The organism is Caulobacter sp. UNC358MFTsu5.1 (assembly GCF_000712075.1).
GTDB lineage: Bacteria > Pseudomonadota > Alphaproteobacteria > Caulobacterales > Caulobacteraceae > Caulobacter.
Map to the genome: position 1 here is coordinate 104,661 of NZ_JONW01000009.1, position 25,136 is coordinate 129,796.

The 25,136-nt window shown below is 70.2% G+C and carries 19 protein-coding genes; 7 read left to right on the plus strand and 12 right to left on the minus strand.

What is annotated here, in order from left to right:
- The first annotated feature begins 1 nt into the window (after window position 1).
- Window positions 2-331, plus strand: a complete 330-nt coding sequence (gene hspQ / locus BR39_RS0117920; protein WP_029914740.1) for a heat shock protein HspQ — start codon at window positions 2-4, stop codon at window positions 329-331.
- Here the strand turns inward: hspQ and BR39_RS0117925 are convergent.
- Window positions 328-2,133 (minus strand): DUF3422 family protein, encoded by a 1,806-nt coding sequence (locus BR39_RS0117925; RefSeq protein WP_029914742.1) that lies wholly within the window; start codon window positions 2,131-2,133, stop codon window positions 328-330. The two genes, hspQ and BR39_RS0117925, sit on opposite strands and share 4 nt — an antisense overlap.
- Window positions 2,134-2,316: 183 nt before the next feature.
- On the opposite strand from BR39_RS0117925, the gene phhA reads away from it, so the two are divergent.
- Complete coding sequence (phhA, locus tag BR39_RS0117930; protein ID WP_029914744.1) at window positions 2,317-3,198, plus strand: phenylalanine 4-monooxygenase; 882 nt, start codon at window positions 2,317-2,319, stop codon at window positions 3,196-3,198.
- Here the strand turns inward: phhA and BR39_RS0117935 are convergent.
- Window positions 3,156-4,346 (minus strand): acyltransferase family protein, encoded by a 1,191-nt coding sequence (locus BR39_RS0117935; protein WP_231499502.1) that lies wholly within the window; start codon window positions 4,344-4,346, stop codon window positions 3,156-3,158. The genes phhA and BR39_RS0117935 overlap by 43 nt on opposite strands.
- Window positions 4,347-4,529: 183 nt before the next feature.
- On the opposite strand from BR39_RS0117935, the gene BR39_RS0117940 reads away from it, so the two are divergent.
- Window positions 4,530-5,333, plus strand: coding sequence for a LytTR family DNA-binding domain-containing protein (locus tag BR39_RS0117940; RefSeq protein ID WP_035018648.1), 804 nt, complete (start codon window positions 4,530-4,532; stop codon window positions 5,331-5,333).
- On the opposite strand, the gene BR39_RS0117945 is transcribed toward BR39_RS0117940, so the two are convergent.
- From BR39_RS0117945 to BR39_RS0117975, 7 genes are all read right to left on the minus strand, one after another.
- A complete protein-coding gene (locus tag BR39_RS0117945; protein WP_029914750.1) occupies window positions 5,330-5,842 on the minus strand; it encodes a GNAT family N-acetyltransferase in 513 nt (170 codons plus the stop codon). The two genes, BR39_RS0117940 and BR39_RS0117945, sit on opposite strands and share 4 nt — an antisense overlap.
- Before the next feature lie 2 nt (window positions 5,843-5,844).
- Window positions 5,845-7,188 carry an N-succinylarginine dihydrolase gene (gene astB, locus BR39_RS0117950; RefSeq protein WP_029914752.1) on the minus strand — a complete coding sequence of 448 codons (1,344 nt, stop codon included), beginning with the start codon at window positions 7,186-7,188 and terminating at the stop codon, window positions 5,845-5,847.
- The gene (gene astD / locus BR39_RS0117955) at window positions 7,185-8,636 is read right to left on the minus strand and encodes a succinylglutamate-semialdehyde dehydrogenase (protein ID WP_029914754.1); all 1,452 of its coding nucleotides are present in this window, start codon (window positions 8,634-8,636) and stop codon (window positions 7,185-7,187) included. Before astD ends, astB begins: the two co-directional genes overlap by 4 nt.
- Complete coding sequence (locus BR39_RS0117960; RefSeq protein WP_029914756.1) at window positions 8,633-9,637, minus strand: arginine N-succinyltransferase; 1,005 nt, start codon at window positions 9,635-9,637, stop codon at window positions 8,633-8,635. Before BR39_RS0117960 ends, astD begins: the two co-directional genes overlap by 4 nt.
- 2 nt (window positions 9,638-9,639) lie before the next feature.
- On the minus strand, window positions 9,640-10,896 hold the full coding sequence (locus BR39_RS0117965; protein WP_029914758.1) for a hydrolase: 1,257 nt from the start codon (window positions 10,894-10,896) through the stop codon (window positions 9,640-9,642).
- A gap of 142 nt (window positions 10,897-11,038) precedes the next feature.
- Window positions 11,039-15,229: a translocation/assembly module TamB domain-containing protein gene (locus tag BR39_RS0117970; protein ID WP_029914760.1), complete on the minus strand. Its 4,191-nt coding sequence runs from the start codon at window positions 15,227-15,229 to the stop codon at window positions 11,039-11,041.
- Window positions 15,226-17,013 (minus strand): autotransporter assembly complex family protein, encoded by a 1,788-nt coding sequence (locus tag BR39_RS0117975; RefSeq protein WP_029914761.1) that lies wholly within the window; start codon window positions 17,011-17,013, stop codon window positions 15,226-15,228. The genes BR39_RS0117970 and BR39_RS0117975 overlap by 4 nt, the downstream gene beginning before the upstream one ends.
- A gap of 255 nt (window positions 17,014-17,268) precedes the next feature.
- Between BR39_RS0117975 and BR39_RS0117980 the strand changes: the two genes are divergently transcribed.
- The 4 genes from BR39_RS0117980 (at window position 17,269) to BR39_RS0117995 (ending at window position 21,976) form a co-directional block, all read left to right on the plus strand.
- Complete coding sequence (locus BR39_RS0117980; RefSeq protein WP_156035824.1) at window positions 17,269-18,801, plus strand: circularly permuted type 2 ATP-grasp protein; 1,533 nt, start codon at window positions 17,269-17,271, stop codon at window positions 18,799-18,801.
- Window positions 18,788-19,723 carry an alpha-E domain-containing protein gene (locus BR39_RS0117985; RefSeq protein WP_029914763.1) on the plus strand — a complete coding sequence of 312 codons (936 nt, stop codon included), beginning with the start codon at window positions 18,788-18,790 and terminating at the stop codon, window positions 19,721-19,723. Before BR39_RS0117980 ends, BR39_RS0117985 begins: the two co-directional genes overlap by 14 nt.
- 16 nt (window positions 19,724-19,739) lie before the next feature.
- Complete coding sequence (locus tag BR39_RS0117990; protein WP_029914764.1) at window positions 19,740-20,735, plus strand: transglutaminase family protein; 996 nt, start codon at window positions 19,740-19,742, stop codon at window positions 20,733-20,735.
- A gap of 62 nt (window positions 20,736-20,797) precedes the next feature.
- Window positions 20,798-21,976 (plus strand): DUF418 domain-containing protein, encoded by a 1,179-nt coding sequence (locus tag BR39_RS0117995; protein WP_029914765.1) that lies wholly within the window; start codon window positions 20,798-20,800, stop codon window positions 21,974-21,976.
- Between the two features lie 13 nt (window positions 21,977-21,989).
- Here the strand turns inward: BR39_RS0117995 and BR39_RS0118000 are convergent, their stop codons facing one another.
- Genes BR39_RS0118000 through cysT form a run of 3 tightly spaced genes read right to left on the minus strand, consistent with a single transcriptional unit; the run spans window position 21,990 to window position 24,775 of the window.
- Window positions 21,990-23,009 carry a sulfate/molybdate ABC transporter ATP-binding protein gene (locus tag BR39_RS0118000; protein ID WP_029914766.1) on the minus strand — a complete coding sequence of 340 codons (1,020 nt, stop codon included), beginning with the start codon at window positions 23,007-23,009 and terminating at the stop codon, window positions 21,990-21,992.
- 24 nt (window positions 23,010-23,033) lie between these two features.
- Window positions 23,034-23,894 (minus strand): sulfate ABC transporter permease subunit CysW, encoded by an 861-nt coding sequence (gene cysW / locus BR39_RS0118005; protein WP_029914768.1) that lies wholly within the window; start codon window positions 23,892-23,894, stop codon window positions 23,034-23,036.
- Window positions 23,894-24,775 carry a sulfate ABC transporter permease subunit CysT gene (cysT, locus tag BR39_RS0118010; protein WP_051695917.1) on the minus strand — a complete coding sequence of 294 codons (882 nt, stop codon included), beginning with the start codon at window positions 24,773-24,775 and terminating at the stop codon, window positions 23,894-23,896. The genes cysW and cysT overlap by 1 nt, the downstream gene beginning before the upstream one ends.
- Window positions 24,776-25,136 lie beyond the last annotated feature (361 nt).

Sequence of the window (25,136 nt, forward strand, 5' to 3'; positions counted from 1 at the left end):
CATGAACCCGAGACTCGCCAAATTCGCGATCGGCCAGGTGGTCAAGCATCGCATCTTCCCCTTCCGGGGCGTGGTGTTCGATGTCGACCCGGTGTTCGCCAACACCGAGGAATGGTGGAACTCCATTCCCGAGGATATCCGGCCGACCAAGGACCAGCCGTTCTACCACCTGCTGGCCGAGAACGACGACAACACCTACGTCGCCTACGTCTCCGAGCAGAACCTGCTGGCGGACGACACCGGCGAGCCCGTGGGCCACCCCCAGACGGCGGTGATCTTCGAGAGCTTCGACCACGGGGCGTACAAGCTGCGGCCGCGGATCTCGCACTAGCGGCGTCGCTGTTTCTTCCGAGCGGACCTCCGCCACAGGAGGATCAGGGTCACCAATACGCCGGACAGCAGAAAGCTGGTCACCTCGTCCGCCGCCGCGATGCAGTCGCCGAGGATGAATGTTGATCGCCATGGGGCCCAGACAGGCAAGCCTTCAACCCACTTGAAGATCGCGATGCCGGTCAGCCCCCTGGCGACATAGTACCAGGCGCCCGCGGCGACGAGAATTTCGGCGGTGCCTTGCAGATGTTCGATCTGCCGCTCGCTTTCGGCCATCGACTTCTGGCTTTCAGCCATTAGGACTTGCCCCTCGGCCACCTTCGAGGTGAACGTGGCGATGTCGCGTCCGTAGTCCAGCTGGTTGGTCGTATCGACCAGCGAGAGCAGATTGGCGGCCCGCTTGGACAGGCTCTCCACCCGGATGCCTATGCGGTCGATCGTGTCGAACTCGTGGTACAGCCGGCGACGCACGAACTCGTCGTAGGGCTGGCAGCCGTCGACCCGCTCGATCTCGAGGTCCAAAAGCGTCTGCTTGTAGCCCTGGGCCATCAGGCGTGATCGGTTGATCCGGTAACTCAACCCCCCGACAGCGTCAGAGCCCAGGTTGTTCAGCGCCTTGAAGAGGTCGTTGATCTGATCGCGGGTGGTCCGCTTGCCCTGGGTCTGTCGCCGATAGAGGTCGTCGAGCCGGCTGCCCAGCACCATCGCCTGTTGACCAGCGCCCTTGACCAGCCGCAGATCGCGCAGGGCCATCATTCGCATCGTCGCCAGTTCGTGCAGTCGAAAGACCAGCCGTCCGATCTGCCAGCGGTTGAACGGCACCTCCACTTGGCTGCCCGGCCGAAGCCGCGTCGCGCCCAGGCCGTTGGTCATCACCAGATAGCGCACGACGCCCGACCCCAGGCGCGCCGGCGGCGACTTCGGACGGGCGATCCCGACGCCCAGGTCGCCGAACGCCGAGACGAACAGGGCCCGCCCGGCGAGTACCTTGTTCATCACGAATTCGACGTCCCGCGCCTCGGTGTGGGACGCCTGCACGAACGGCCAGATCCGATGCAGGGCCTCGGCCGATTCCGCGCTGTCGAAGCCGGGCACTACGTTGAGGAAGTCGTGCGGCAGCGGCTCGGCCTTTACCCGGTGGACGTTGTTTTCGTCGCCCACATTGAGCACGACGCCGCGCACGTCGACGAACTTCTGCCAGCCCCCATCGCCTCGGCCAACGATCGCCTCGATCTCGAGATTGCGGAAGAAAAGGGTCCAAAAGCCGTCGTACAGATAATCGGCGTGCGCCTGGAGCCGGCCAGGATCGCTCGGCTTGGGCAACTGCCCCGCCAGATCGGCGAAGCCGGCCTTCAGTTTGTCCGCCGCCTCGCGGACCCAACGTCCCGGCAGCGGATAGAGCTGATCTCCGGGTTCCTTCGAAAGGTCGATGATGAAGGTGGCGCTGACGGCTTCGCTGTTACGCGAGAAGACCGCCTTGCCGATCAGGCCGCCGAATTCGAACTCCAACGGCAAATAGTGCTCCGGAGCATCGCCGCCATGGCTGTCGATAAACCGCTTCCGGCGCTCGGCCGGAATGCCCAGCAGCTCCTGGAAGCGGTGGATGGCGGCGTTGATTTCCCGATAGGCCGCGCCGAGCGCCGCGGCGCCGTTGCGGATGTGCTCGGCCGCCGTCTCGCCCGAACTGGCCGGCAGGCGGTGCCAGAAGCCGATGTGCGCGGTGACGGCCGGCGCGCCGCAGGGCCTGGGCGCTCGCCGGTGGGACTGCCTCGCCGCCTCGACCAGCGGACTCTCGTATGGCATCGCGCTCCTCCCCCAAGGTTGCGTGCTACGGTGACGTTAGTAAGCTCTACCTCCGCGCGCAACGCCTTAGGCGACATCTTTCGTCTTCCAGCGTCGCCGGCCGCGCAAAACCCTTCTCGAAACACCGTTCTGAAGAGGCATGGTCGGAAGGTTTTACTCTCCGGCGCGGCCTAGACTGTCGCCATGGACGCTCTGCACATCCTGCCCGAACCCCCGCCCGGCGCGGCCGCCGACTGGACCATCGATCAGGGATGGGAGGCCTATTCCCAGGCCGAGCACGACGTCTGGATCACCCTCTACGAGCGCCAGACCGACCTGCTGCCCGGCCGGGCCTGCGACGAGTTCCTGCGCGGCCTGGACGCCCTGGACCTGCATCGCTCGGGCATTCCGGACTTCAAGCGGATCAACGAGGAACTCCAGCGCCTCACCGGCTGGAGCGTGGTGGCCGTGCCGGGCCTGGTGCCCGACGACGTGTTCTTCGACCACCTGGCCAACCGCCGCTTCCCGGCCGGCCAGTTCATCCGCAAGCCGCACGAGCTGGACTACCTGCAGGAGCCCGACGTCTTCCACGACGTGTTCGGCCACGTGCCGATGCTGACCGACCCCACCTTCGCCGATTACATGCAGGCCTACGGCCAGGGCGGCCAGCGGGCCTTGGGGCTGGGACGGCTGACCAACCTGGCGCGGCTCTACTGGTACACGGTCGAGTTCGGTCTGATGGAGACGAAGGCCGGGCTGCGGATCTACGGCGCCGGCATCGTCTCCTCGCGCACGGAGTCGATCTTCGCCCTCGACGATCCCTCCCCCAACCGCATCGGCTTCGACCTGGAGCGGGTGATGCGCACGCCCTACCGGATCGACGATTTCCAGCAGGTCTATTTCGTCATCCCCTCGATCCAGACCCTGCAGGAGGTGACCCTGCAAGACTTCGGGGCCCTCTACGGGCGCCTGGCCGGGGCCAGCGAGCTGGGCATCGCCGAGATCGCCGGCGGCGATCGGGTGATCACCGCCGGCACCCAGGCCTATGCGAAGGCCGGCGGGCGGCTGGCCTCGGCGGCCGGCTGACCTTTCAGGCCGAACAGGATCCTCAACCCCGGAACCCGGCGGACGATCTCGTAGGTGGCGAAGCAGCCGGCGAAGGTCAGGACGATCAGGATCGTGGCCTCCAGCGGCTGGGGCAGGCCCAGCTTGGCCAGGTTGTGGGCCATCACCACGATCAGGGTCTGGTGGACCAGGTAGAACGGGAACACCCCGAGCGTCAGGTAGCGCAGGGCCGGTCCGCCGCGGTTCAGGTGCTTGGCGCCGAAACCCAGGATGGCGACGATCGAGCACCACGCGTCCAGGGGATGGACCAGGCGCATCGCCATCCGCAGCCCGTCGGACGGGATCGGCGTGTCGTTGCGGTAGACGAAGGCGTAGCTCGCCCAGCCCAGGTAGGCCGCGACCGCCAGGGCCAGGGCCGGCCAGCGCGCCGCGATCAGCCTCCGGCGCAGCAGGTCCGACTTGGCCAGGCCGAAGCCCAGCAGGAAGGCAGAACCCGACACGGCGTGGACATAGTGGTCGCCGATCAGGGCATGGGTCTCGCCGAAGCGCGGATAGAGGGTGGCGCGCAGCAGGCCCAGGAAGAGCACCGGCCACAGGATCAGGCCGGGTCCCCGCAGCACCGTCTCGGCCGCCGCCTGGATGTGCGCCCCCAGCCGGCGCCAGACCAGCAGCAGCCCGGCCAGCACCAGGGTGTAGAACAGCAGGTAGGCGACGAACCACATGTGGTTCCAGGTCGGGGTGATCAGGCAGCCGTCCGGGCTGCACCAGTGGCCCGAGGCGGTGATGTAGCGGACCCAGAAGTGGTCGACGGTCAGCGACGTCCCCGGATGGGCCGCGATGTACTCGACGACCTGGTAGTAGGACTGCGGCGGCACGATCACGGCCATGGCGAACAGCAGCGGCGGCAGCAGGCGCGCCACCCGCGCCCCGGTCAGCTTGCCGACCGAGACCTTGTCGGCCATGAACCGGGTGGCCGCGCCCGAGACCAGGAACAGCAGCGTCAGCCGCCAGGGATTGGTCAGGAACATGGCCAGTTCTAGCGCTTCCACCGGATGCGGCGACTTCACGTGCCAATCCCAGGGCACATAGAACATTCCGACGTGGTAGAGGATCAGCAGGAAGAACGCGCCGACCCGAATCCAGTCGAGGTCGTAGCGGCGATCGGGCATTGAGACAGTCGAAGACATGACTGGCGAAGACATGACGGGCGAAGGCATGACAAGGCGTCCGGCTTGAAAAACGATGCGAACGTCGTGACCCGGGCGGCCGCCGGCAGCCAAGGGCCCGGGGACGGGCGGCCGCCGGCAGGGACGAACGGAAAACCCACGGGGACCAGCGGCGCGCTTTTCGGGATGAGCGGCGAAGAGCGTCAGGGCGTCGCCCAGGCCTGGCTGCTGGGTGTGGGCCTCATCGCCTGTATCGCCGTGGTCAACGTCCTGACCCTCCGCCACGACGCGCCGCGCCTGGGAATCCTGGGGCCAGCGATCTGGGAAGGCAGCAGCGCCTTCATCACCATGCTGATCTTCGCGATCCCCGCCGGGGTCGCGGTCTGGACGTTTCGCAAGAAGCCGCGCTGGTGGCGCGCCGCGCCGGTCCACCTGGCGGCGGTCGTGCTCTACTCGGTGCTGCACGTCAGCGGCTTCGTGGCCCTGCGCAAGCTGGCCTACCTGGCCTTCATGGGCGGTCCCTACCAGTTCGGGCCGCTGTCGACCGAGTTCCCCTACGAGTTTCGCAAGGACCTGATGGCCTACGGCCTGGCCTCGATCATCTATTACCTGTCGCTGAGGCGCAGCGCCCGCGAGGCCGCCGACCACACGCAGACGGCGGCGCCCGCGCCGACCTTCGACATCCGCGACGGCGCCCGGCTGGTGCGGGTGCCGGTGTCCGAGATCCTGGCCGTGCGTTCGGCGGGGAACTACGCCGAGTTCGTGCTCGCCGACGATCGGCGGCCCCTGATGCGGTCCTCGCTGAGCGCGCTCGAGGCCGACATGGCGCGGCACGGCTTCCTGCGGACCCATCGTTCGTGGCTGGTCAATCCGGCCCGCGTGACGGGGCTGCGCCCGGAAGGTTCGGGCGACTTCGCGATCGAGCTCGGCGCCGTGGAGGCGCCGCTGTCGCGCCGCTTCCCCCAGGCCCTGGCCGCCCTGCGCCGTTAATCCAGCATCAGGCCCATGACGATGTCGTCCTCGACATGGCCGTCGGGATAGCGGCCTCGCCCGATCATCCGGCCTTCGATCCTGAAGCCCAGGCGCTCGTACAGCCTCTGGGCGCCGAGATTGTTCGCGCCGGTCCACAGCTCGATGCGGCCGACCGGCGGGGTCAGGGTTCGGGCCGTCTCGATCAGGACGCGGAACAGGGCCGAGCCGACGCCCCTGCCCTGCCAGTCCGGATCGACGGCCACGGTCAGGTCGGTCAGCACATGGGTGAAGATGCCGACCTTCATCCGCTCGACATGCAGTTCGCCGCAAATCCCGCCGCCGGCGTCGACCGCCACCAGATTGACCCCGCCGTCGGCGGCCGTCGCCATGGCGTGGGCGACATAGTCGGCGGTCACCTCGTCCGGCCGGCGCGCCAGGCCACCCGGCTGGGCCGCGACCTTGCGGTGCAGGGCCAGGATGGCCGGCGCGTCCTCGGGCCGCGCGGGCCGGACGGTGAAGTCGCTCATGGTCAGGCGGCTCGCTGGAACGGATAGAAGTCGCCGCCAAGGTTGAGGATCCTGGTCAGTTCGTCCAGCGCCTCGCGGCTCTCGACGATCAGCGCCGGATCGGCCAGGTCGGCGGGCGCCAGGCGGTCGCGGTAGCGGCGCCCGGCCCAGGCGTTCAGGCGGTCGTGCAGGCCCGCGTCGAAGCGCTGCCCCGGGTTCGTCGCCGCCAGCTCGGCGTCGGTCAGCACCACCCGCAGGCGCAGGCAGGCCGGGCCGCCGCCATTGCGCATGCTCTGGCGGACGTCGACATACTCGACCCGTCCGATCGGGCCGTTCGAGCTGGCCAGGCCCTGGGCGACCGCGTGGGCGCGCGGGTTGTCCCGCGTCTCGCCCGGCGCCAGCAGCACCAGCCGGTCCGCGCCCGGCAGGACCAGGAGCTGGGAGTTGAAGAGATAGCTCTTCACCAGGTCGTCCATCGGCAGGTCGGCCTCGGAGACCTCGACGAAGACCGGCTCGAACAGGCCGTCGGCCGCGCGGCGGATCCCGTCCTGCATCGCCGCGCCGTCCTCGAAGGCCCGCTCGTGGAACAGCAGGCACTCGCGCGTGCCGACGCAGACCACGTCGTTGTGGAACGCCCCGCCGTCGATGGCCGCCCGGCCCTGGCGGGCGAAGACGCCGCGCGCCGCGCCATGGCGGCGCTCGATGGCCTCGAACGCCTCCAGGGTCTGGCGGGCCGGATAGCGGCCTTCCCAGCGCTCGAACGCCTCGCGGCCCCAGACGAACAGGTTCACGCCTGGATCGCCGTGGTCGGCGCACAGCCGCACATGGTTGGCCGCGCCCTCGTCGGCGAAATGGGACTGGGCCGACAGCGGGTCGTGCACGGCGAACCGGGCCATGTCCGGGAACAGCCGGCGCAGGGCGCGGGCGGTCTGCGGACCCTCCAGGCTGCGGTGCAGGTTGGTCAGCAGGTTGGCCGGGGTGAAATGCACGCGGCCGTCGGCGGTGTCGGCGCTGGGCGTGACCGTGGCGGCGTTGGCGGCCCACATCGGCGAGGCGGAACAGGCGGCGGCGGCCAGGGCCGGCGCATCCTTCCAGGCCTTGCCCAGCACCTCGGCGTCGGTTCCGGCGAAGCCGATGGCCCGCAGCAGCGCCAGGTCCGGCCGCTCGTGCGGCGGCAGCACGAACTGCGGCACGCCCCAGTCGGCCAGCTTGCGCATCTTGGTCAGGCCCTCCAGCACCGCGGCGCGCGGGTTGGAGACCTCGCCGGCGTTGATCTGGCTGGCGATGTTGCCGGGCGACAGGCCGACATACGAGTGGGTGGGCCCCACCAACCCGTCGCAATTGGCCTCGACCGCCCGCGCACTCATTCGCGCAGGCCCTTGATGTCGCCCAGGGTATTGGCCACCGCTTGCGCCTCGAAACTGGCCACCGGATAGGCGCAGTAGTCGGCGGCGTAGTAGGCGCTGGGCCGGTGGTTGCCCGAGTTGCCCAGGCCGCCGAACGGCATGATCCCGGCGGCGCCCGTGGTCGGCCGGTTCCAGTTGACCACGCCGGCCCGGATGCGCTTGAGGAAGTGGTCCCAACGTCCTGTTTCGTTGGAGACAAGTCCGGCCGACAGCCCGTAGCGCGTGGCGTTGGCGGCGGCGATCGCCTCGTCGAACGAGCCGACCCGGCGCACCTGCAGCAGCGGCGCGAACAGCTCCTCGTCCGGCACGGTCTGGCCCGTCACATCGACCAGGCCCGGCGAGACGAACGCCCCGCTCAGCCCTTCGACGGCGGTCATGGGCCGCACGGTTTGGCCGGGCATGGCCTTCGCGCCGGCCAGGGCCATGGCCGCGGCGCGGTCCGAGATCAGCGGGCCCATGAACGGCTCCTCGCGACCGTTCCAGGGACCGACCGCCAGGCGCTCCGACAGGGCGGCCACGGCGTCGATCACCGCCCGGCCCGTCGCGTCGTCCGACACGATCAGCCGGCGGGCGCACGAGCAGCGTTGGCCCGTGGTGATATAGGCCGACTGCACCGCCAGGGCCGCCACGGCCTCGGCGTCGCCCGCGTCCCAGACCACCAGCGGGTTGTTGCCGCCCAGCTCGAGCGCGAGGATCACGTCCGGACGGTCGGCGAAATGGCGGCGGAAGAAGGCCCCGGCGGCGGCCGAGCCGGTGAACAGCAGGCCGTCGATCTCCTGGTCGATCAGGGCCTGCCCCACCTCGCGGCCGCCCTGCACCAGGTTGACGACGCCGGGCGGCACGCCGGCCGCCTCCAGCGCCTCGACCAGCAGCTGGCCGGCCAGGGGCGTCTCTTCCGACGGCTTGAACACCACGGTGTCGCCCGCCAGCAGGGCCGGCACGATGTGGCCGTTGGGCAGGTGGCCGGGGAAGTTGAACGGGCCCAGCACGGCCATCACGCCGTGGGGACGATGGCGCAGCACGGCGCGGCCGAACGCCATGTCGCTGGCGTGCTCCCCGGTGCGCTCGTCATAGGCCTTGATCGAGGCCTCGACCTTGCCGGCCATCGAGCCCAGCTCGGCCTTGGTCTCCCACAGCGCCTTGCCGGTCTCGCGGCTCAGGGCCTCGGCGAAAGTCGCCGTGCGGGCCACCAGCACGTCCTTGTAGCGGCGCAGGACCGCGATCCGCTCCTCGCGCGGCAGGTCGGCCCAGGCCGGGAAGGCCTTGCGGGCCGCCGCGACCGCCGAAGCCACGTCGGCCGGACCCGCCGTCGCCTGGCGCCAGATCACCTCGCCGGTGGTGGGGTCGACCGAGGTCGCCTCGGAACCCGCGCCCGTCCGCCAGACGCCGTCGATGAACACGCCGCTCATGCCTTCACCCGCACCATTTCGCCGTCCTTGACGCCCAGGGCCGCCGCGGCGTCCCGGCCGATGATCGCGCTCTCGCCGTCGACCAGCACCGGCGCGCGCACCGCCCGGAAGCGGGCCACCGCGCCCGAGCAGATCAGGGCCTCCTCGCCGTAGGCGTCCTCGCCCAGCCGGACCCGGAGCCGCCGGCCCTCGCGCACCGTCTTGATGTCGTCTCGTCGCGCCGCCACGGTCGGGCCGGCGTCGAAGATGTCGATCAGGCCCGAGAAGCGGAAGCCCTCGGTCTCCAGCATGGCCCGCGCCGCCTCGCCCTCGCGGTGCACCCGGCCGATGGTCTGGGACGCCACCTGGGGCAGCAGCTCGGCATAGATCGGATGGCGCGGGGCCAGGTCGAGGATGAACTGGCCGTCGGTCGAGGCGCTCATCATGTCGGCCTCGTCGAACTCCAGCCGGAAGAACTTGCTGGCCACGTGGTCCCAGAACGGACAGCTGCCGTCCTCGTCGAACCAGCCGCGCAGCTCGGCCAGCACCATCTCGGCGAAGCGCTGCGGCTCCAGGCCGATCAGCATGTAGCGCGACTGCGCCAGCAGCCTGCCCGCCCCGCCCTTGCGGCGCTCGGGCTTGAGGAACAGCGACCCCACCTCGGACCACCCGGCGCATTCGTTGACCAGCACCAGGGCCCGGTGGTCGAACCGCTTGTCCAGCGTGGGAGAAGATTGGGCCAGGGTCACGACGCGGAACGAGAAATGCGGGCGCTTCAGCCCCACCCCGGCCTTGACCCCGGCCACGCCGACGATGTCCCCGGCCTCCAGGTCCTCGAGCATCAGGGTGTACCAGGCCTCGGGCGCGGCGACTTCGGAGTGGAAGCTCTTCTGCGACAGCTCCAGGCGGGCCCGCAGGGTGACCTCGTCTTCCGGCAGGCTGGTGAAGCCGCGGCCCGACAGGACGGCCAGCTCCATCAGGCTGTCGAAATCGGCGGGCAGCGCGGGACGGACGACAAGCATGCTCAATGGGTCTCCGCGAGGTCGGTCATGGCGGCGCGCAGGGCGGGACCGTCGATCTCGCCGCTCGCCAGCTTCATCAGGATCACGGCCGACAGCTGGGCCCGCTCGACGAAGCTGTCGGGCCAGGCGTGCTCGGCCTCGCTGTGGATGTCGCCGCCGCGCACCCCCAGGGTGTCGACATTGGGCAGGCCCGAGGCGAACAGGTTGTTGCCCTCGCAGACCCCGCCGGACGGCTTCCAGGCGATGTCCTGGCCCAGCAGCGCCCCGGCCTCCTTCACCGCCCCGAACAGCCGTTGCTGGGCGGCGTTGAACGGCTTGGCGCCGCGGGTGATGCGGCCGTGCAGGTGGGCGTGCAGCCCCTCCCCGGTTGCGGCCACGATCTTGTCGACCTCGCCCTCGAACCAGGCCGCGTCCTCGGCGGCCGGGAAGCGGACGTTGAACCGCACCACGGCCACGTCGGGCACCATGTTCAGGGGCGAGCCGCCGTCGATCTTGGCGATGTTGCAGGTCACCCCGTCGCGCAGCTCGTTCAGGGCGTGCAGGGCCTGGGCGATCCGCGCGGCCTCCATGACCGCGTTGCGGCCGGCGGCGAAGTCGCGCCCGGCGTGAGCCGCCTTGCCGTGGACCACGATGTGGAAGTTGCCCGAGCCCTTGCGGGCGCTGGCCAGGGCGCCGTCGGCCAGGGCCGGCTCGTAGGTCAGGCCTACGTGACCCTGGCGGGCGAACTGGGCCAGGATCGGGGCCGAGGCGACCGAACCGATCTCCTCGTCGGGCGACAGCAGCACGCGATAGCCGACGTTGTTCGCCAGCGGATGGCGCTCGAACGCCTCCAGCGCCGCCAGCATCACCGAGATGCCGCCCTTCATGTCGGCGATCCCCGGGCCGTGCAGTGCGCCGTCGGGCCGCGTGGTGACGGTCCGGAAGCCGGAGGTCTCGGGATAGACGGTGTCGTAGTGGCCGGTCAGCACGACCTGAACCGGCGCCTCGGGCCGGACGACCACGGCGATCGCCGCCGGATGGGCCTGTTCGCCGATCCGGCCATCGGCGCCGACTTCCGGCGAGGCGCCCAGCGGGATGTCGGTCGGCGCGGCCGGCAGGTTCCCGAAGGCGTCGAGCAAAACTTGCCGCTGGCGCTCCAGCCCGCCCAGGTGGCGGCTTCCAGAGTTGATCGCGCACCAGCCTATCGCCCGGTCGATGATCACCGGCCCTTGGTCGGCCAGATGTCGAAGGACGGCGCGATCCTCGTCGTTGAGTCGCATGAATCCACTGTCTCCCTCAGTTCAAACTAAACCAAGGGCCGCGGGCAATTCGTGCTTCCTCGCCAGGGGAAACCGGTGGCCCGCGCAACAGCCTTGCTTCGAACAGGTCGGGTCCCGGCCGGGGCCAGGACGGGGAAGCCGGCTAGTTGTAGTCCTTCCGCCAGCGCACCGAAAGCTGGGCGTCGCCCTGGCTGCCCAGCTTGGAGACCAGCGACAGGGCCCGCCGCACGCGCCATTCGACCTGGGCCGAGGGCCCTTCCCGGCCGCCGCCGATGATCTCGATATAGACGTCGTCGGTGACGTACTTGCCGCCGGCCACGGTCATGCCCGTGGCGCTGTCGGCGAAGGACAGCCGGTCCAGGCCGGCCAGGCTGCGCAGGTTGCCGATCACGTCGAAGCCGCCGCCGCCGGCCAGGGCCGCCAGGGCCGAGGCCAGCTGGGCGGCTTCGATCGGCTGCAGGTTGGCGGCCGACGACCCGAACAGCACCTGGGACAGCACCTCGTCCTGCGGCAACTCGGGCTTGGAGGTCAGGGTGATCTCCGGCTTGGCGGCCGTGCCCTGCACCTTGACGACGGCCGTCAGGGTCGGGTCCTCGCGCACGGCGGTCAGGTCCAGCCGGATGCGGTCCAGCTGGGTGGCCAGGCGCACCGTGCCGCTCTCCTCGAACTCGAAGCGCTTGCCGGCGAAGTCGTACTCGCCCCGCACCATCCGCGCCTCGCCGTCCAGGGTGGGGCTGTTGGTCGAGCCGCCGACGTGGGCGTTCAGCGACAGCTCCACGTCCAGGCCCCGGCCCCGCACGAAAATCCGCCGGGGCGCGGTCAGGGTGACGTCCAACAGCATGCCGCTGCCGGGCGCGACCTTGCGGACCTCGACGCCCTGGTCCAGTTCGTCCGGCCGGTTGCGCTCGATCACGTCCAGCGAGACCACGCCGGCGGGGGTCTTGGTCTGGGCCGAGACGTCGGCGCGGTCGATGGTCAGGGCGCCGACCATCTTGACCTTGCCGTCGGCGCCGCGATTGACCGTGGTCTGGCCGCTGGCCGTCGCCGTGGCCAGTTCGTTGTCGATGACGCGGAAGCCCTTCAGGTCCAGCTTGAAGCTGCCCAGCCCGTCGCGGGCCAGGCTGATCCGGCCCGAGCCCGACATGGTCCCGCCCTGGCCGTCGCCGGCCGAGACCTGGCTGACGTCGATGGCGTTGTCGGCCAGGGCCACCCGCACGATGACGTCGCGCAGGCTCAGGCCCGTCTGGCCGTCGTCCACCCGGCCGCCTTCCAGGCTGGCGCGGCCGGTGAGGCGCGGGTCGGCCAGGGTGCCGGCCAGCTCGCCCTCGGCGTCGACCTTGCCCGATACGCTGCGCTCCGAGCTGCCCAGCAGGTCCCACAGCGGCTTGATCTCGCCCTGGGCCGTGAACTGCCCGCGCACCGGCCGCTCGCGGCTGATCGCCAGGTGGAACGGCTTGGCCGAGGCCTCGGTCGGCAGGGTCACCTCGGCCTTGGCCTGCAGGCCCTGGCTGTTGGAGCTGGTGGCGTTGATGGTCATCAGGTTGTCGCGCAGCACGCCCCGGATCTCGGCGTTCAGCGACCGGTCGGTCCGCGGGCCGCGTTCCCGGGCGTCGACCAGATGGGCGTCGAAGTCGCCGGTCAGGGTCGGGCCCGAACCGTTGAGCGACAGGCGGGCGTCCACCTTGCCGGCCATGTCGGGATTGATCGCGGTCAGGCTGACGCCGGTGAGCTGCGCCCGGAGCGAAGCCAGATCGCCCCCGACGTCGGCGTCGAGATCGGCCGCGCCGTCGCCCACCGACAGCCGCAACCGGGCGCTGGTGCGCGGGCCACCGAAGCGGATCTGGGCCGTCTCGCGGGTCTTGACCTCGGTGCGCGCCATGGCGCCGGCGGCGTCGAGGGCCAGATGGTAGTCCCCCTCGCCCTCGGTCAGCACGCCGGAGCCGTTCAGCTTCCAGCGGCCGGACGGCGACTCGCCCCGGGCGTCGACCGTCAGCGGCAGGCGCGCCATCGGGCCGGCGGCCTTGATGGCCGCGTGCCGGACTTTCCAGGCCCCGCTGGTGATGTCGTCGGCGGCGAGGTCCAGCTGGGCCAGGGCGCCCGCCGCGCCGTCGGTGATCTTGGCCGTGCCGCTGACCCGGCCCTGGGGCAGGAAGGCGCCGGGCCCGACGGCCACCGTCAGGTCGGCCGTGGCCGGACGGCCGCTGCGCAGCGAGATCGCGCCCTTGGCCTTGGCCCCGCCGGCGTCGACGTCCAGGTCGGAAAGCTCCAGTCCGCCCGGCGCGAAGCTGAACGCCGTGTGCCCCTTGGCCGGACCATACTGGCTGCCGGCCTCGATCGAAGCCGTACCGTCGCCGCCGTCCGGGCGCTTGGCGAAGGACAGCACCACGTGGGCGTCCTTCAGCGGCAGGCGCGGCACGTCGATGGAGTCGAAGTCGGCGATCAGGTCGGCCTTGGGCGCGGAAAGGGTCCCGGTCACCGCCCCCGTGCCCTTGGCCTTGCCCGCCACCTCGATGGGGCCGGCCACGAACGGCCCCGTGGCGGTCCAGTCCAGCTTGAAGGCCAAGGCCGTACCCGGACCCAGCACGCCGGCGCTTCGGACCGAGGCGGCCGAGCCGTCCAGCTTGGCGTCGGCCACCGACAGCCGCTCGTTGGCCCACGAGGCGCGCGCCTCCAGCCGCGGGGTCTTGCCCAGCAGGCGGTCCAGCTCGGCCAGGCCGGTGGCGAAATTGCCGCCGCGCGCATCGACGTTGAGCATCCAGGGCTTGTTGACGCCCTGGCTGGCGGACCACTTGGCGGTGACCTGCCCCGCTATCCCCGCGCGAACGGGAGCCAGGGAGGCGACCTTGGCCTCGCCCTTGAAGGACAGGCCGCCGAGGATGCCGCGCTCGCCCTGGGCGTCGATCTTCAGGTTCGGGGCCTGGACCTTGGCGGACCGGATCAGGAAGCGGCCGTCCTTCAGCCTCGCGCCCTCGAACTGGGCCGAAGGCGAGCGCCCCAGCACCGCCAGCAGGCCTTGCCCGCCCCCGCCCTCGGTGGTGGCGTCCGCCCGGATGCTCAGCTCGCCGCGCTTCCAGCCGACGGTGGCCGGGCCCTTGGCGCGGGCCAGCTTGTAGCCCAGCCACGACAGGTCGCGGACGTCGACGCGGCCGTCGACCAGGAAGCCGTCGCCGTCCAGGTGGAAGACGCCGTCGGCGACGCCCGCGCCCAGGGTGGGCAGCGGCGTCAGGCGCGAGAGGTTGGCGACCCGGGCGTTGAACTTCAAGCCCTCGGGCGCGGTGATCCGCTTGCCCAGGTCGGCGGGGCCGTGGGCGGTCAGGTTCAGGTTCTGGCTGTCGATCTTCAGATCCAGGACGTTGAAGGCGCCGGCCTTGCGCCCGACGATCGAGAAGGCCGCGTCGGCCCCGAACATCTTCTCCTCGCGGTCGGTCAGGGTCGAGGCCGCCAGGTCGATGTGGCCCGCCGCCGATCCGCCCTGCGGCGTCCAGGCGCCGCCCGCCTTCAGCGGCGTGGCCGTTCCCGAGCGGGCCAGGACCGTGAAGGCGCCCTGGCTGGTGGTGCCGTGGGCCTTGGCGTCCAGGTCGAACGGCCGGTCGGGCGACAGGCCCAGCGCCCCGGCCAGAGCCCCGCCGTTGGCCTCGCGCCCCTCGGCGTCGAGCAGCAAGGTCTTGTCGCGCCCCAGGTCGAAGACGAGCTTCAGGTGGTCGCCGGCGTGCATGCGGCTCAGCGCGGTGATCGCGCCCTTCTGGCCGCCCAGCCGCTGGGATTCGTAGTCGCCGCTGAGGTCGAAGTCGCCGGCCCGGCGGCTGAACTCGGGACGGGTGATCAGGCGCAGGGCCACGTGGTCCAGGTCCACCGACAGCGGCGCGGCGCTGGACTTGCCCTTCGGGGTCAGGGTCGGGCGGCGCAGCACCACGACCTGGCGGGCCTTGATCTCGTCGGCGTGGAAGCGACGGTAGAACAGCTCGGCCGGCCGCCAGTCGACGTACAGGTCGGCGGCCTCAAGCCAGACGCCCTTCTCGTCGCTGATCGTCAGGCGGCGCACGCCGAAGGCGTTCCAGATGTCGCCGGTCAAGCCCTCGATCTTCAGGCGGCCGATGCGGCCCAGCTTCAGGCCGCTGGTGCGGGCTTCCAGGAAGGCGCGGCCCTGCGGGGTGACCGCGCCGAAGCGCACGCCGCCCAGCAACAGGGCGACCAGCACCACCAGGCTCACCGAGACGATGATGATCAGGCCCGGCCAGCCGATCTTGCGCGCGACCTTGGTCGCCGCCTCGGCGACGACTTCCGGAACGTCTTCGGGCGGCGGTCCGCCGGAGGGGGTCTGGGCGTTGGTCAAAAGGCCTGCCCGATGCTGATATAGATCTGGAACGACGGATCGCCCTCGCGCTTGCTGATCGGCATGGCGATGTCGGCGCGGATCGGTCCGAAGCCCAGGTCGTAGCGGATGCCGACGCCCACGCCGACTCCGAAGTCGTCGCCGTTGGGCCACTTGTCCACGCCGACCCCGCCGGCGTCGACGAAGGCCACGGCGCCCCACTTGTCGGTGAACTTGTGGCGCAGCTCCAGCGAGCTCTCCAGCAGCGACAGGCCGCCCTGCGGCGTGGTGGTGTTGTCGATGCGCGGGCCGATGGCCTGGTAGGAGTAGCCGCGGACCGAGCCGCCGCCGCCGGCGTAGAAGCGGTTCGAGGCCGGGACCTCGGGCATGGTGCCGCCCAGGATCTGGCCGGCCTTGAAGCGACCCGCCAGCACGGTGCGCGCCCCCTGGCCGAACGGGAGATAGGCCGTGGTCTGGGCCTGGATCTTCAGGAAGGCCATGGTCAGGTCGCCGGTGATGGCGGTGGGCTCGGCCCGCGCGTCCAGCCGCCAGCCCTTGGTCGGGTCCAGCACGCTGTCGGAATGGTCCCAGGCCTGGGCGCCCAGCAGGGTGAAGGTGGCGAAGTTCTGCTGGACGTCGGTGGTGACGCCGTTGACCGTCGTGGGCGAGTCGACCTGCGACAGGTCCAGCGAGACGCCGTAGGTGCGATAGACGGTCGTCTGAAGCTTGCGGGTCAGGTCCGCGCCGAGGTGGAGGCCGGTTTCCACATAGGCGTCGGTGTCTTCGCGGAAGATGGCGGTGTTCAGCTTCAGGGTCTGCTGGCTGCGCCGCCAGTGCGGCAGGGCCAGTTCGGCTTCCAGCCGGCTGTCCAGCCTTCCCAGCCGCGCCGTCAGGGTGGTGGTGTCGGCCCGATGGAAGCGGTTGTAGTGGATCCACTTGGCGTCGGCGCCCGGCCCGTCGGTGCTGGAATAGTTGGCGGCCAGTTCGACCGTCCGGGACTTGCGGTCGGACACGGTCACGATCACCGGGCGCAAGCCATCGGCCAGCGCCTTGTCCTTGGGAGCCAGCGAGACCGAGACCGTGTCGTAGACGCCGGTGTCGCGCAGCCGGCGCTCCAGCTCGGCGATGTCGTCGGGCTCGTAGATGTCCCCCGATTTCCAGGGCGCCAGCTGCTTGATCCAGGCGGGGTTCGAGCGCCCCTGGGTCACCACCTCGATCCCATCGACATGGGTCAGGTCGCCCGCGGCGATGTGGAACACCGGGCGCAGGGTGTGGTCGGCGTGATCGACCACGACCTCGCGCGGCTCGGCCACGGCGTCGGCGTAGCCAAGCTGCTGGACCTGCGAGACGACGCGTCCCTCGGCCGCCAGGACGTCGACGGCGCGGCCCGGGGCGCCGGGGGTCAGGCGGATGACGCCCTCGGCGCGCTGGACCACACCCTCGTCCGGCTCGGGTCCGCTCCAGGCCAGCCTGGGATCGGCGATCACGAAGACCGGACCGGGGGTGATCTTGAGGATCGCGCGGGGCGGATCGGCTTCGGAGACGTCCGGCTCGACCACATAGGCGTAATAGCCTTCCGACCGCAGCACCTGGGCGGCGTCGTCGCCGGCGTCGCGGGCGCGGCGGCGGGCCTCCGAGCGGCTGCGCGGCGGAGCCTTGGCCTCGACCATGGCGCGCTGGATCGCTTCGCGCAGCGCCTTGTCCTCGACGCCGGTGATGCTGGCCGCGGGCTCGGCCGCATCGGCATGGCTGGCGACCATCAGGGCCGCCGCGGTCACGCCAAGGGCAAATCTCTTACGCACCAAGCCTTCCGAGTCTCCGCGCGAGCGCCCCCGAACCCCTGTAGTCGCCCCCCCGCCGGCTGTCACGCGGTGAAATCTTCGGAAACGCTTCAACGCCAGGTTCCGTCGGTGATCGGAGGGCGCCCAAATGTTGGGCAGTCTCCACCATCGGGTCTTTGCGGGGCGAAAAGCACCGCTCGCCGTGTTCGCGCGTTCTAGGCTGGATCGGGACGCGCCCCCTCAGATCCGGCGCGCAGGGCGGACGAAATGGACACGGGCGTGGCGGCGAAAATCCAGGACCTCGACGATACTCCCAGCCTGCCGATGACCGGCGCGGCCTATCTGCCCGGCGCGGCCTATGACGAGATGATCGCCCCCGGCGGCGACGTGCGGGCCCACTACGCGGCGCTGCAGACCCGGATCTCCACCCTGGGCGCCGGCGAGCTGGCCGACCGACAGCGCACGCTCGAGCGGTCGTTCCTGCTGCAGGGCATCACCTTCACCGTCTACGGCGCCGACAGCGCCACCGAGCGGATCATCCCCACCGACCTGTTCCCCCGCATCCTGCCCGCCCAGGAGTGGGCCAAGATCGAGGCCGGCCTGACCCAGCGTCTGCAGGCCCTGAACATGTTCCTGGCCGACATCTACGGCGAGCAGCAGATCCTGATGGACGGCGTGGTGCCGCGCGAACTGGTGCTGGGCGCGCCGTCGTACCGGCGCGAGATGCAGAACCTGTACGTGCCGCACAAGGCCTACGCCAATGTCTGCGGCAGCGACCTGATCCGCGGCCAGGACGGCGAGTTCGCGGTGCTGGAGGACAATCTGCGGGTGCCGTCCGGCGTGTCCTACATGCTGGCCAACCGCGACGCCTCCAAGCGCACCTTCCCCAGCGCCTATCGCGAGGCCGGGGTGCGGCCGGTGGAGCGCTATCCCGACCTGCTGCTGGCCACGCTGAAGAGCATGAGCGCCGACTGGCGGCCCAACCCGCAGGTCGTGGTCCTGACCCCCGGGGTCTACAACTCGGCCTATTACGAGCACGCCTATCTGGCGCGGCTGATGGGCGTGCCGCTGGTCGAGGGGCGCGACCTCGTGGTCCACGACAACATGGTCTACATGCGCACCACCACGGGCCTGCGCCGGGTGGACGTGATCTACCGCCGAGTGGACGACGACTTCATCGACCCCCTCACCTTCCGCCGGGATTCGTCGCTGGGCGCGGCCGGGCTGTTCAACGCCTATCGGGCCGGCAACGTGGTGATGTGCAACGCGCCCGGCACCGGGGTGGCCGACGACAAGGCCGTCTACGCCTTCGTGCCCGACATCATCCGCTACTATCTGGGCGAGGACCCGATCCTGCCCAACATCGAGACCTTCCTCTGCCGCGAACCGGCCCAGCTGAGCCACGTGCTCGACAACCTGGACAAGCTGGTGGTCAAGGCCGTGGGGGCCTCCGGCGGCTACGGCATGCTGGTGGGGCCGCACGCCTCGGCCAAGGAGCGGGCCGAGTTCGCCGACGCCCTCAAGGCCGATCCGGCCAACTACATCGCCCAGCCGACCATCCAGCTGTCGACCGCGCCCTGCCTGGTCGACGGCCGCATCGAACCCCGCCACGTCGACCTGCGGCCCTTCATCCTGTCGGGCGAGAAGACCGTGGTCACGCCGGGCGCCCTGACCCGCGTGGCCCTGAAGCGCGGCTCGCTGGTCGTCAATTCCAGCCAGGGCGGCGGCAGCAAGGACACCTGGGTGCTGGCCGAGGAGAACGGCCACAACGGCAACGGTCACAACGGAGGCGGCGCCCATGATGCTCGCTAGGGTCGCCGACAGCCTCTACTGGCTGGGTCGCTACATTGAACGGGCCGAGCACCTGTCGCGGCTGTCGACGGTGATGCTGAACGCCACCCTCGACCAGACCGACGCCGGCGCCGAGGCCGTGCGGATCGCCCTGTCGGCGGTCGGCGAGACCGAACTCAAGTCGGGGGCCTTCGAGGCGGCCAACGGCCTGGTGCTGGACCGCACCGATCCCAACTCGGTGGTCGCCTCGCTGTCCCGGGCCCGGGAAAACGCCCGCCAGGTGCGCGACCAGATCACGACCGAGACCTGGGAGCGGCTGAACCTGCTGTACCTGAAGGTCATGGACCGCAACGCCGGCCGGGAATTCGCCGACAATTCCGTGACGTTCCTGCACGACATCATCGCCGACGTGCACCTGTTCAAGGGCGCGGCCGACACCACGATGAGCCATGGCGAAAGCTGGCGGTTCATGATGGTCGGCATGTACCTCGAACGCGCTCAGCTGATGGCCAGCCTGCTGGAGGCGTGTTTCGCCGAGGACAGCCCCAAGGTGAACGACCACCTGGCCCTGGTCGCCGTGCTGCGGATGGGCTGCGCCCTGGAGCCCTATCTGCGGGTCTACACCGCCGAGATCGAGCCAAGGCACATCCTGGAGTTCATGGTCTTCGACGAGGACTTCCCGCGCTCGATCCGCTTCGCCACCAGCCAGATCGAGAAGCACCTCAGCGAATTGGCCCGCCACGTCGAGGCCACGGGCCGCGCGGCGCCCGAACGGCTGGCCGGCCGCCTCAAGGCCCGGCTGGAGTTCGCCGACGTCGGCGAGTTGGAGAGCCAGGGCGCCGGCGAACTGCTGACCACCGTGGCCAACGAATGCGCCCGCATCCACCAGGCGATCTACGAGACCTTCGTCGCCTATCCCCTGGAAATGCGCCTGCCTGCTTGAGAATTGGAATCCCGCCGTGCTGCTCGAGATCCGCCACGTCACCCAGTACCATTACGAACAGCCCGTCCGCGAAAGCCTGATGGAGCTGTGGATGCAGCCGCAGAAGGGCGCGCGCCAGCGGCTGGTCAGCTTCGAGCTGGACATCGAGCCGGCGGCCCAGGTGTTCTCGTACGCCGACAGCTTCGGCAACGCCGTCTATCATTTCGACGTGCCCCAGCCGCACGACGGCCTGACCATCATCGCCCGCTCCGCCGTCGAGACCGAGCCGGTGCACGAATGGCCCCTGCCGCTGGACATGGGCGAGTGGGAGCGGCTGAAGAGCGCCTTCGTGCGCGGCGAGTGCTTCGACTATCTGCGGCCCCATGGCTTCGTCCAGGTGACGCCCGCCCTCGAGACGTTCATCGCCGAGCACGATCTGGACGCCCTGCGCCGCAAGGACCCGTTCTCGGCCGTCCAGGCGCTGTGCGATACGATCTACCGGGCCTTCGAGTACCAGCCCGGGGTCACCGACGCCGACAGCCCCATCGACCTGGCGCTGAGCGCCGGCCGGGGCGTCTGCCAGGACTTCGCCCACGTCATGCTGGCCGTCTGCCGCGCCTGGGGCATCCCCGCCCGGTACGTCTCCGGCTATCTGTTCACCGACCGCGAGGCCGGCGACCGCTCCGACCCCGACGCGACCCACGCCTGGGTCGAGGTGTTCCTGCCCAGCTATCGCTGGGTGGGGTTCGATCCGACCAACAATGTCATGACCGGCGAGCGCCATGTCGCCGTGGCCGTGGGCCGCGACTACAGCGACGTCACCCCGTCGCGCGGCGTCTACAAGGGCGATTCCGAGAGCCACCTGGCCGTCGGCGTCTCGGTGCGCCGGGCGCGGGCGGCGGTGGCCGAGCCGGAGTTCCTGCGCCTGCCCCGCCCCGCCGCCCCGCTGGGCTCGGCCAACCGCCGCCGGGCCAGCGCCGACGCCATCCGCGAACAGCAGCAGCGCCAACAGCAGCAGCAACAGCAGCAGTAGACCGCCCGGCCCGACGCATCCTAGGTTAGCGCTAACAAAGCGACGACCTGGGGAGGGCGCGGATGTCGGAAGGGCCGAACGGGGCGTCGCCCCGCCTGGCGATCGTGGACGGTCTGCGGGGCTATGCCCTGATTGGCCTGTTCCTGGTCCACATGCTGGAATATTTCGAGCTCTACTGGTCCGACCCGACGCCCAATCCGGTGACCACGGCGGTCTTCACCCTGTTCATGGGCAAGACCTTCTCGCTGCTGGCCCTGTGCTTCGGCTTCAGCTTCTTCGTGATGATGGACGGCGCCGCGCGGCGGGGCCAACCGTTCGCCGGGCGCTTCGCCTGGCGGCTGACCCTGCTGGCGGGGATCGGCCTGCTGCACGGCCTGGTCTATCGCGGCGACATCATCGTGGTGCTGGCCCTGGCGGGCTTCGTCCTGATCCCGTTCGACAAGGTCCGCTCCAACCGCGCGCTGCTGGCCGTGGCCGGGCTCTGCTTCCTGCAGCCGTACATCCTGCTGTGGATCGCGGCGGGCGCGGCCGGCGCGCCGTGGGCGCTGAACAAGCCGCACTTCTTCTCCGATCCGGCCATGGCCGTCTATCTGAGCGGCGACCTCGGCCAGGTGCTGCGGGCCAACCTCTGGGAGGGCCAGGTCAACAAGTGGTGGTTCTTCATCGAGACCGGCCGCTGCGTGCAGGTGCTGGGCCTGTTCCTGATCGGGCTGGTGCTGGGCCGGATCGGCTTCTTCGCCGACCTGGGGCGGTTCGCCCGGGGCCGCGCCGTGGCCCTGGCCGCCGTGATCCTGTTCGCGGCGGTCTGCTACGTCCTGAAGGCCAGGACCGGCGGCCATCACAGCGGTCCGGTCTTCTGGGCCAACATGCTGTTCGGCGGCTGGTTCGACCTGTCGTGCATGGCCGCCTCGGTGCTGGTCTTCATCCTGCTGTGGCGGGCCGGGGGCGAGGCGGTGCTGCGCGCCCTGGTCCCGGTGGGGCGCATGACCCTGACCCTCTATGTCGCCCAGTCGCTGGTGTTCATCCCGCTGTTCTACCCGCTGGGCCTGGGCCTCTACGCGAAGATCACCCCCGCCCTCGCCCTGACCGCCGGCCTGATCGCCGTGGCGGCGCAGCTGCTGCTGGCCTCGGCCTGGTTCAAGGCCTTCCGCTACGGCCCGCTGGAATGGCTGTGGCGGTGCGGGACGCGCCGGTCGCTCGACATCCCGTTCCGGCGCCGGCCCGAGCCCCAACCCGTCTAGAAAGCTACCCGGCCTAGGTCGGATAGACGTGGCTCTTGCGGGCCGCGACCTTGATCGTCCCGGTGAAGCGGGCGGCCTCGGCGCGCGAGCCGCTGATCTCGATGTGGCGGCCGTCTGCCGTGACGGCGGAGGCCGAGGCCAGGGCGCCCTGCACGTGGACCCGGTCGACCCGGACCTCGAAGCCGCCGTCGTCCAGGGCGAAGTCGTGTGGCCGCACGAAGCCCACGGCCGCCCCGTCGCGGGCGCCGTTGGCGGCGAACGACACCGCGCCCGACGTGAAGCGTCCGCCCGAGACCGTCCCCTCGAACCGATTGGCCTCGCCCACGAAGCCGCAGACGAACGGGGTGGCGGGGTTGTCGTGCACCTCGTCCGGCGTGCCGATCTGCTCGATGCGGCCCGCGTTCAGGATGGCCACGCGGTCGGCGAGGCCCAGGGCCTCTTCCTGGTCGTGGGTGACGAAGATGGTGGTGACGCCGGTGGCGTCGTGGACTCGGCGCAACTCCTTGCGCAGCGACTTGCGGACCGTGGCGTCCAGGGCGCCGAACGGCTCGTCCAGCAGCAGCACGCTGGGTTGCACCGCCAGGGCCCGAGACAGGGCCACGCGCTGGCGCTGGCCGCCCGACAGCTGCGAGGGGTAGCGCTTGCCCAGCCCGTCCAGCTCGACCAGCTTCAGCAGTTCGTCGACCCGGCGGGCGATCTCGGCCTTCGGCGGCTTGTCCTTGCCCTTCCGCACGTCCAGGCCGAACGCGATGTTGCGGGCCACGGTCATGTGCTTGAACAGGGCGTACTGCTGGAACACGAAGCCGACGCGGCGCGCGGCGGCCGAAGCGAAGGTGACGTCCTCGCCCTCGAACAGCACCTGGCCGGCGTCGGGGAATTCCAGGCCGGCGATCGTGCGCAGCAGGGTCGTCTTGCCCGAGCCCGAGGGACCCAGCAGGGCCACCAGCTCGCCGTCGGCGATCTCGAGGTCGACATGGTTCAGGGCCGGGTAGCGGCCGAACTTCTTTTCGACGGAACGGATGGAGATGGTCATGGGGTCTGATCGTTCCGGTCTGATCTAGTGGCCGCCGCCGCGCTTGACGTCGGGTTGGGCGATCTCGAGCGCGCTCTTGAGCACCAGGGTCACGATCGCCAGCAGGCACAGCAAGGCGGCGACGGCGAAGGCGGAGACGAAGTCGTACTCGTTGTACAGAATCTCGACGTGCAGCGGCATGGTGTTGGTCAGGCCGCGGATGTGGCCGCTGACCACCGAGACGGCGCCGAACTCGCCCATGGCCCGGGCGTTGCACAGCAGCACGCCGTACAGCAGGCCCCAGCGGACGTTGGGCGCGGTCACCCGCCAGAAGGTGTAGAGGCCCGACGCGCCCATCGAGACGGCCGCCTCCTCCTCCGACACGCCCTGCTCCTGCATCAGCGGGATCAGTTCGCGGGCGATGAACGGGAAGGTCACGAAGATCGTGGCCAGCACGATGCCCGGGATGGCGAAGATGATCTTGATGTCGTGGTCGATCAGGCGCTCGCCGAACCAGCCCTGCAGGCCGAAGACCAGCACGTAGATCAGGCCCGCCACGACCGGCGACACCGAGAACGGCAGGTCGATCAGGGTGATCAGCAGCGGCTTGCCGGGGAAGTCGTGCTTGGCGATCGCCCAGGCGGCGCACAGGCCGAACACGGCGTTGAACGGCACGGCGATGCCGGCGGTGATCAGGGTCAGCTTGATCGCGGCCCAGGCGTCGGGCGTCGAGACCGCGGCGATCGCGGGGCCCAGCCCCTTGCGCAGCGCTTCGGCGAACACCGCGGCCAGCGGCAGGATCAGGACCAGGCCCAGGAAGGCCAGGACCAGGCCGATGACCACGACCTTGGCCCACAGCGGATCGTCGGTCGGGTGGCGGGCGTGGGCCCGGGACGGAGCGGCCATCAGACGAACCTCCGCGACCAGGCCTGGATGGCGTTGATGACCAGCAGCATCAGGAACGAGACGGCCAGCATGACCAGGGCGATGGCCGCGGCGTTGGCGTATTCGAACTGCTCCAGCTGGATGATGATCAGCAGCGGCGCGATCTCGGACTTGTAGGGCATGTTGCCGGCGATGAAGATCACCGAGCCGTACTCGCCCACCCCTCTGGCGAAGGCCAGGGCGAAGCCGGTCAGCCAGGCGGGGCCCAGGGCCGGCAGGATGATCCGGCCGATGGTGGCGAAGCGCCCGGCGCCCAGGCTGGCGGCGGCTTCCTCGACGTCGGCCGACAGGTCGCGCATCACCGGCTCCAGGGTGCGGACCACGAACGGCAGGCCGATGAAGATCAGGGCGATGGTGACGCCGACGGGGTTGTAGGCGGCCTTGATCCCCAGCGGGGTCAGGTACTGCCCGACCCAGCCGTTGGGGGCGTAGAGGGTGGCCAGGGAGATGCCGGCCACGGCGGTGGGCAGGGCGAACGGCAGGTCGACCAGGGCGTTGACCACGGCCTTGCCGGGGAACTCGTAGCGGACCAGGGCCCAGGTGGTCAGCACGCCGAACACCCCGTTGATCACGGCGGCGACGAAGGCCGCGCCGAAGGTCAGGCGATAGGCGGCGACGGCGCGCTCGGAAAAGGCGGCGGCCAGGAACTGGCTCGGCGACAGGCTGGAGGCCTTGATGGCCACGGCCGACAGCGGGATCAGCACGATCAGCGACAGGACCGTCAGGGTGACGCCCAGGGTCAGGCCGAAGCCGGGAATGGCCGAGCGGCGTCGGAACAGCGGTCGTCGCGGCCCCTTGATCCCGGAAGGACGGGCGGCTGCGGGAATCGTCTCGGCGGTCATCGGGTGATCGTCGTCCAGCATCCGCGTGGGGCTCCGCAACGGAGCCATGAAAACAAGAACGCGCCAAGCGCCGAAAAGAGCGCCGGGCGTAGTGAAGCTGAGCGGCTTAAATCCCTACACGACCAGTGGGGTCAATTGAGTTCGTCGAAGGCGGGGGCCAGAAAAACTGTGGGGGGCCCGTTCTCCGACGGCGACATGCCCTCGGGCGTGTCCCCGGGTCTTGGCTCCGTGGAGGCTGATGGGGACACGCGCGAGCGCATGTCCCCGGCCGGGAAACCCGGCGGGTGATGGGAAGGGTGCGAAGCGCCCGGGCCTCGCCCGGATGATTTGCAGTTTTGAATACCGTTTCGACGAAGACAGG

Bases quoted from the DNA above. Each gene is read 5' to 3' on its own strand.
- astB (WP_029914752.1), bottom strand. From the start codon at position 7,188: ATGAGTGCGCGGGCGGTCGAGGCCAATTGCGACGGGTTGGTGGGGCCC.
- phhA (WP_029914744.1), top strand. From the start codon at position 2,317: ATGGACGCTCTGCACATCCTGCCCGAACCCCCGCCCGGCGCGGCCGCC.
- BR39_RS0117965 (WP_029914758.1), bottom strand. From the start codon at position 10,896: ATGCGACTCAACGACGAGGATCGCGCCGTCCTTCGACATCTGGCCGAC.
- BR39_RS0117945 (WP_029914750.1), bottom strand. From the start codon at position 5,842: ATGAGCGACTTCACCGTCCGGCCCGCGCGGCCCGAGGACGCGCCGGCC.
- hspQ (WP_029914740.1), top strand. From the start codon at position 2: ATGAACCCGAGACTCGCCAAATTCGCGATCGGCCAGGTGGTCAAGCAT.
- BR39_RS0117995 (WP_029914765.1), top strand. From the start codon at position 20,798: ATGTCGGAAGGGCCGAACGGGGCGTCGCCCCGCCTGGCGATCGTGGAC.
- BR39_RS0118000 (WP_029914766.1), bottom strand. From the start codon at position 23,009: ATGACCATCTCCATCCGTTCCGTCGAAAAGAAGTTCGGCCGCTACCCG.
- BR39_RS0117940 (WP_035018648.1), top strand. From the start codon at position 4,530: ATGAGCGGCGAAGAGCGTCAGGGCGTCGCCCAGGCCTGGCTGCTGGGT.
- BR39_RS0117935 (WP_231499502.1), bottom strand. From the start codon at position 4,346: ATGCCCGATCGCCGCTACGACCTCGACTGGATTCGGGTCGGCGCGTTC.
- BR39_RS0117925 (WP_029914742.1), bottom strand. From the start codon at position 2,133: ATGCCATACGAGAGTCCGCTGGTCGAGGCGGCGAGGCAGTCCCACCGG.
- cysW (WP_029914768.1), bottom strand. From the start codon at position 23,894: ATGGCCGCTCCGTCCCGGGCCCACGCCCGCCACCCGACCGACGATCCG.
- cysT (WP_051695917.1), bottom strand. From the start codon at position 24,775: ATGACCGCCGAGACGATTCCCGCAGCCGCCCGTCCTTCCGGGATCAAG.
- BR39_RS0117985 (WP_029914763.1), top strand. From the start codon at position 18,788: ATGATGCTCGCTAGGGTCGCCGACAGCCTCTACTGGCTGGGTCGCTAC.
- astD (WP_029914754.1), bottom strand. From the start codon at position 8,636: ATGAGCGGCGTGTTCATCGACGGCGTCTGGCGGACGGGCGCGGGTTCC.
- BR39_RS0117960 (WP_029914756.1), bottom strand. From the start codon at position 9,637: ATGCTTGTCGTCCGTCCCGCGCTGCCCGCCGATTTCGACAGCCTGATG.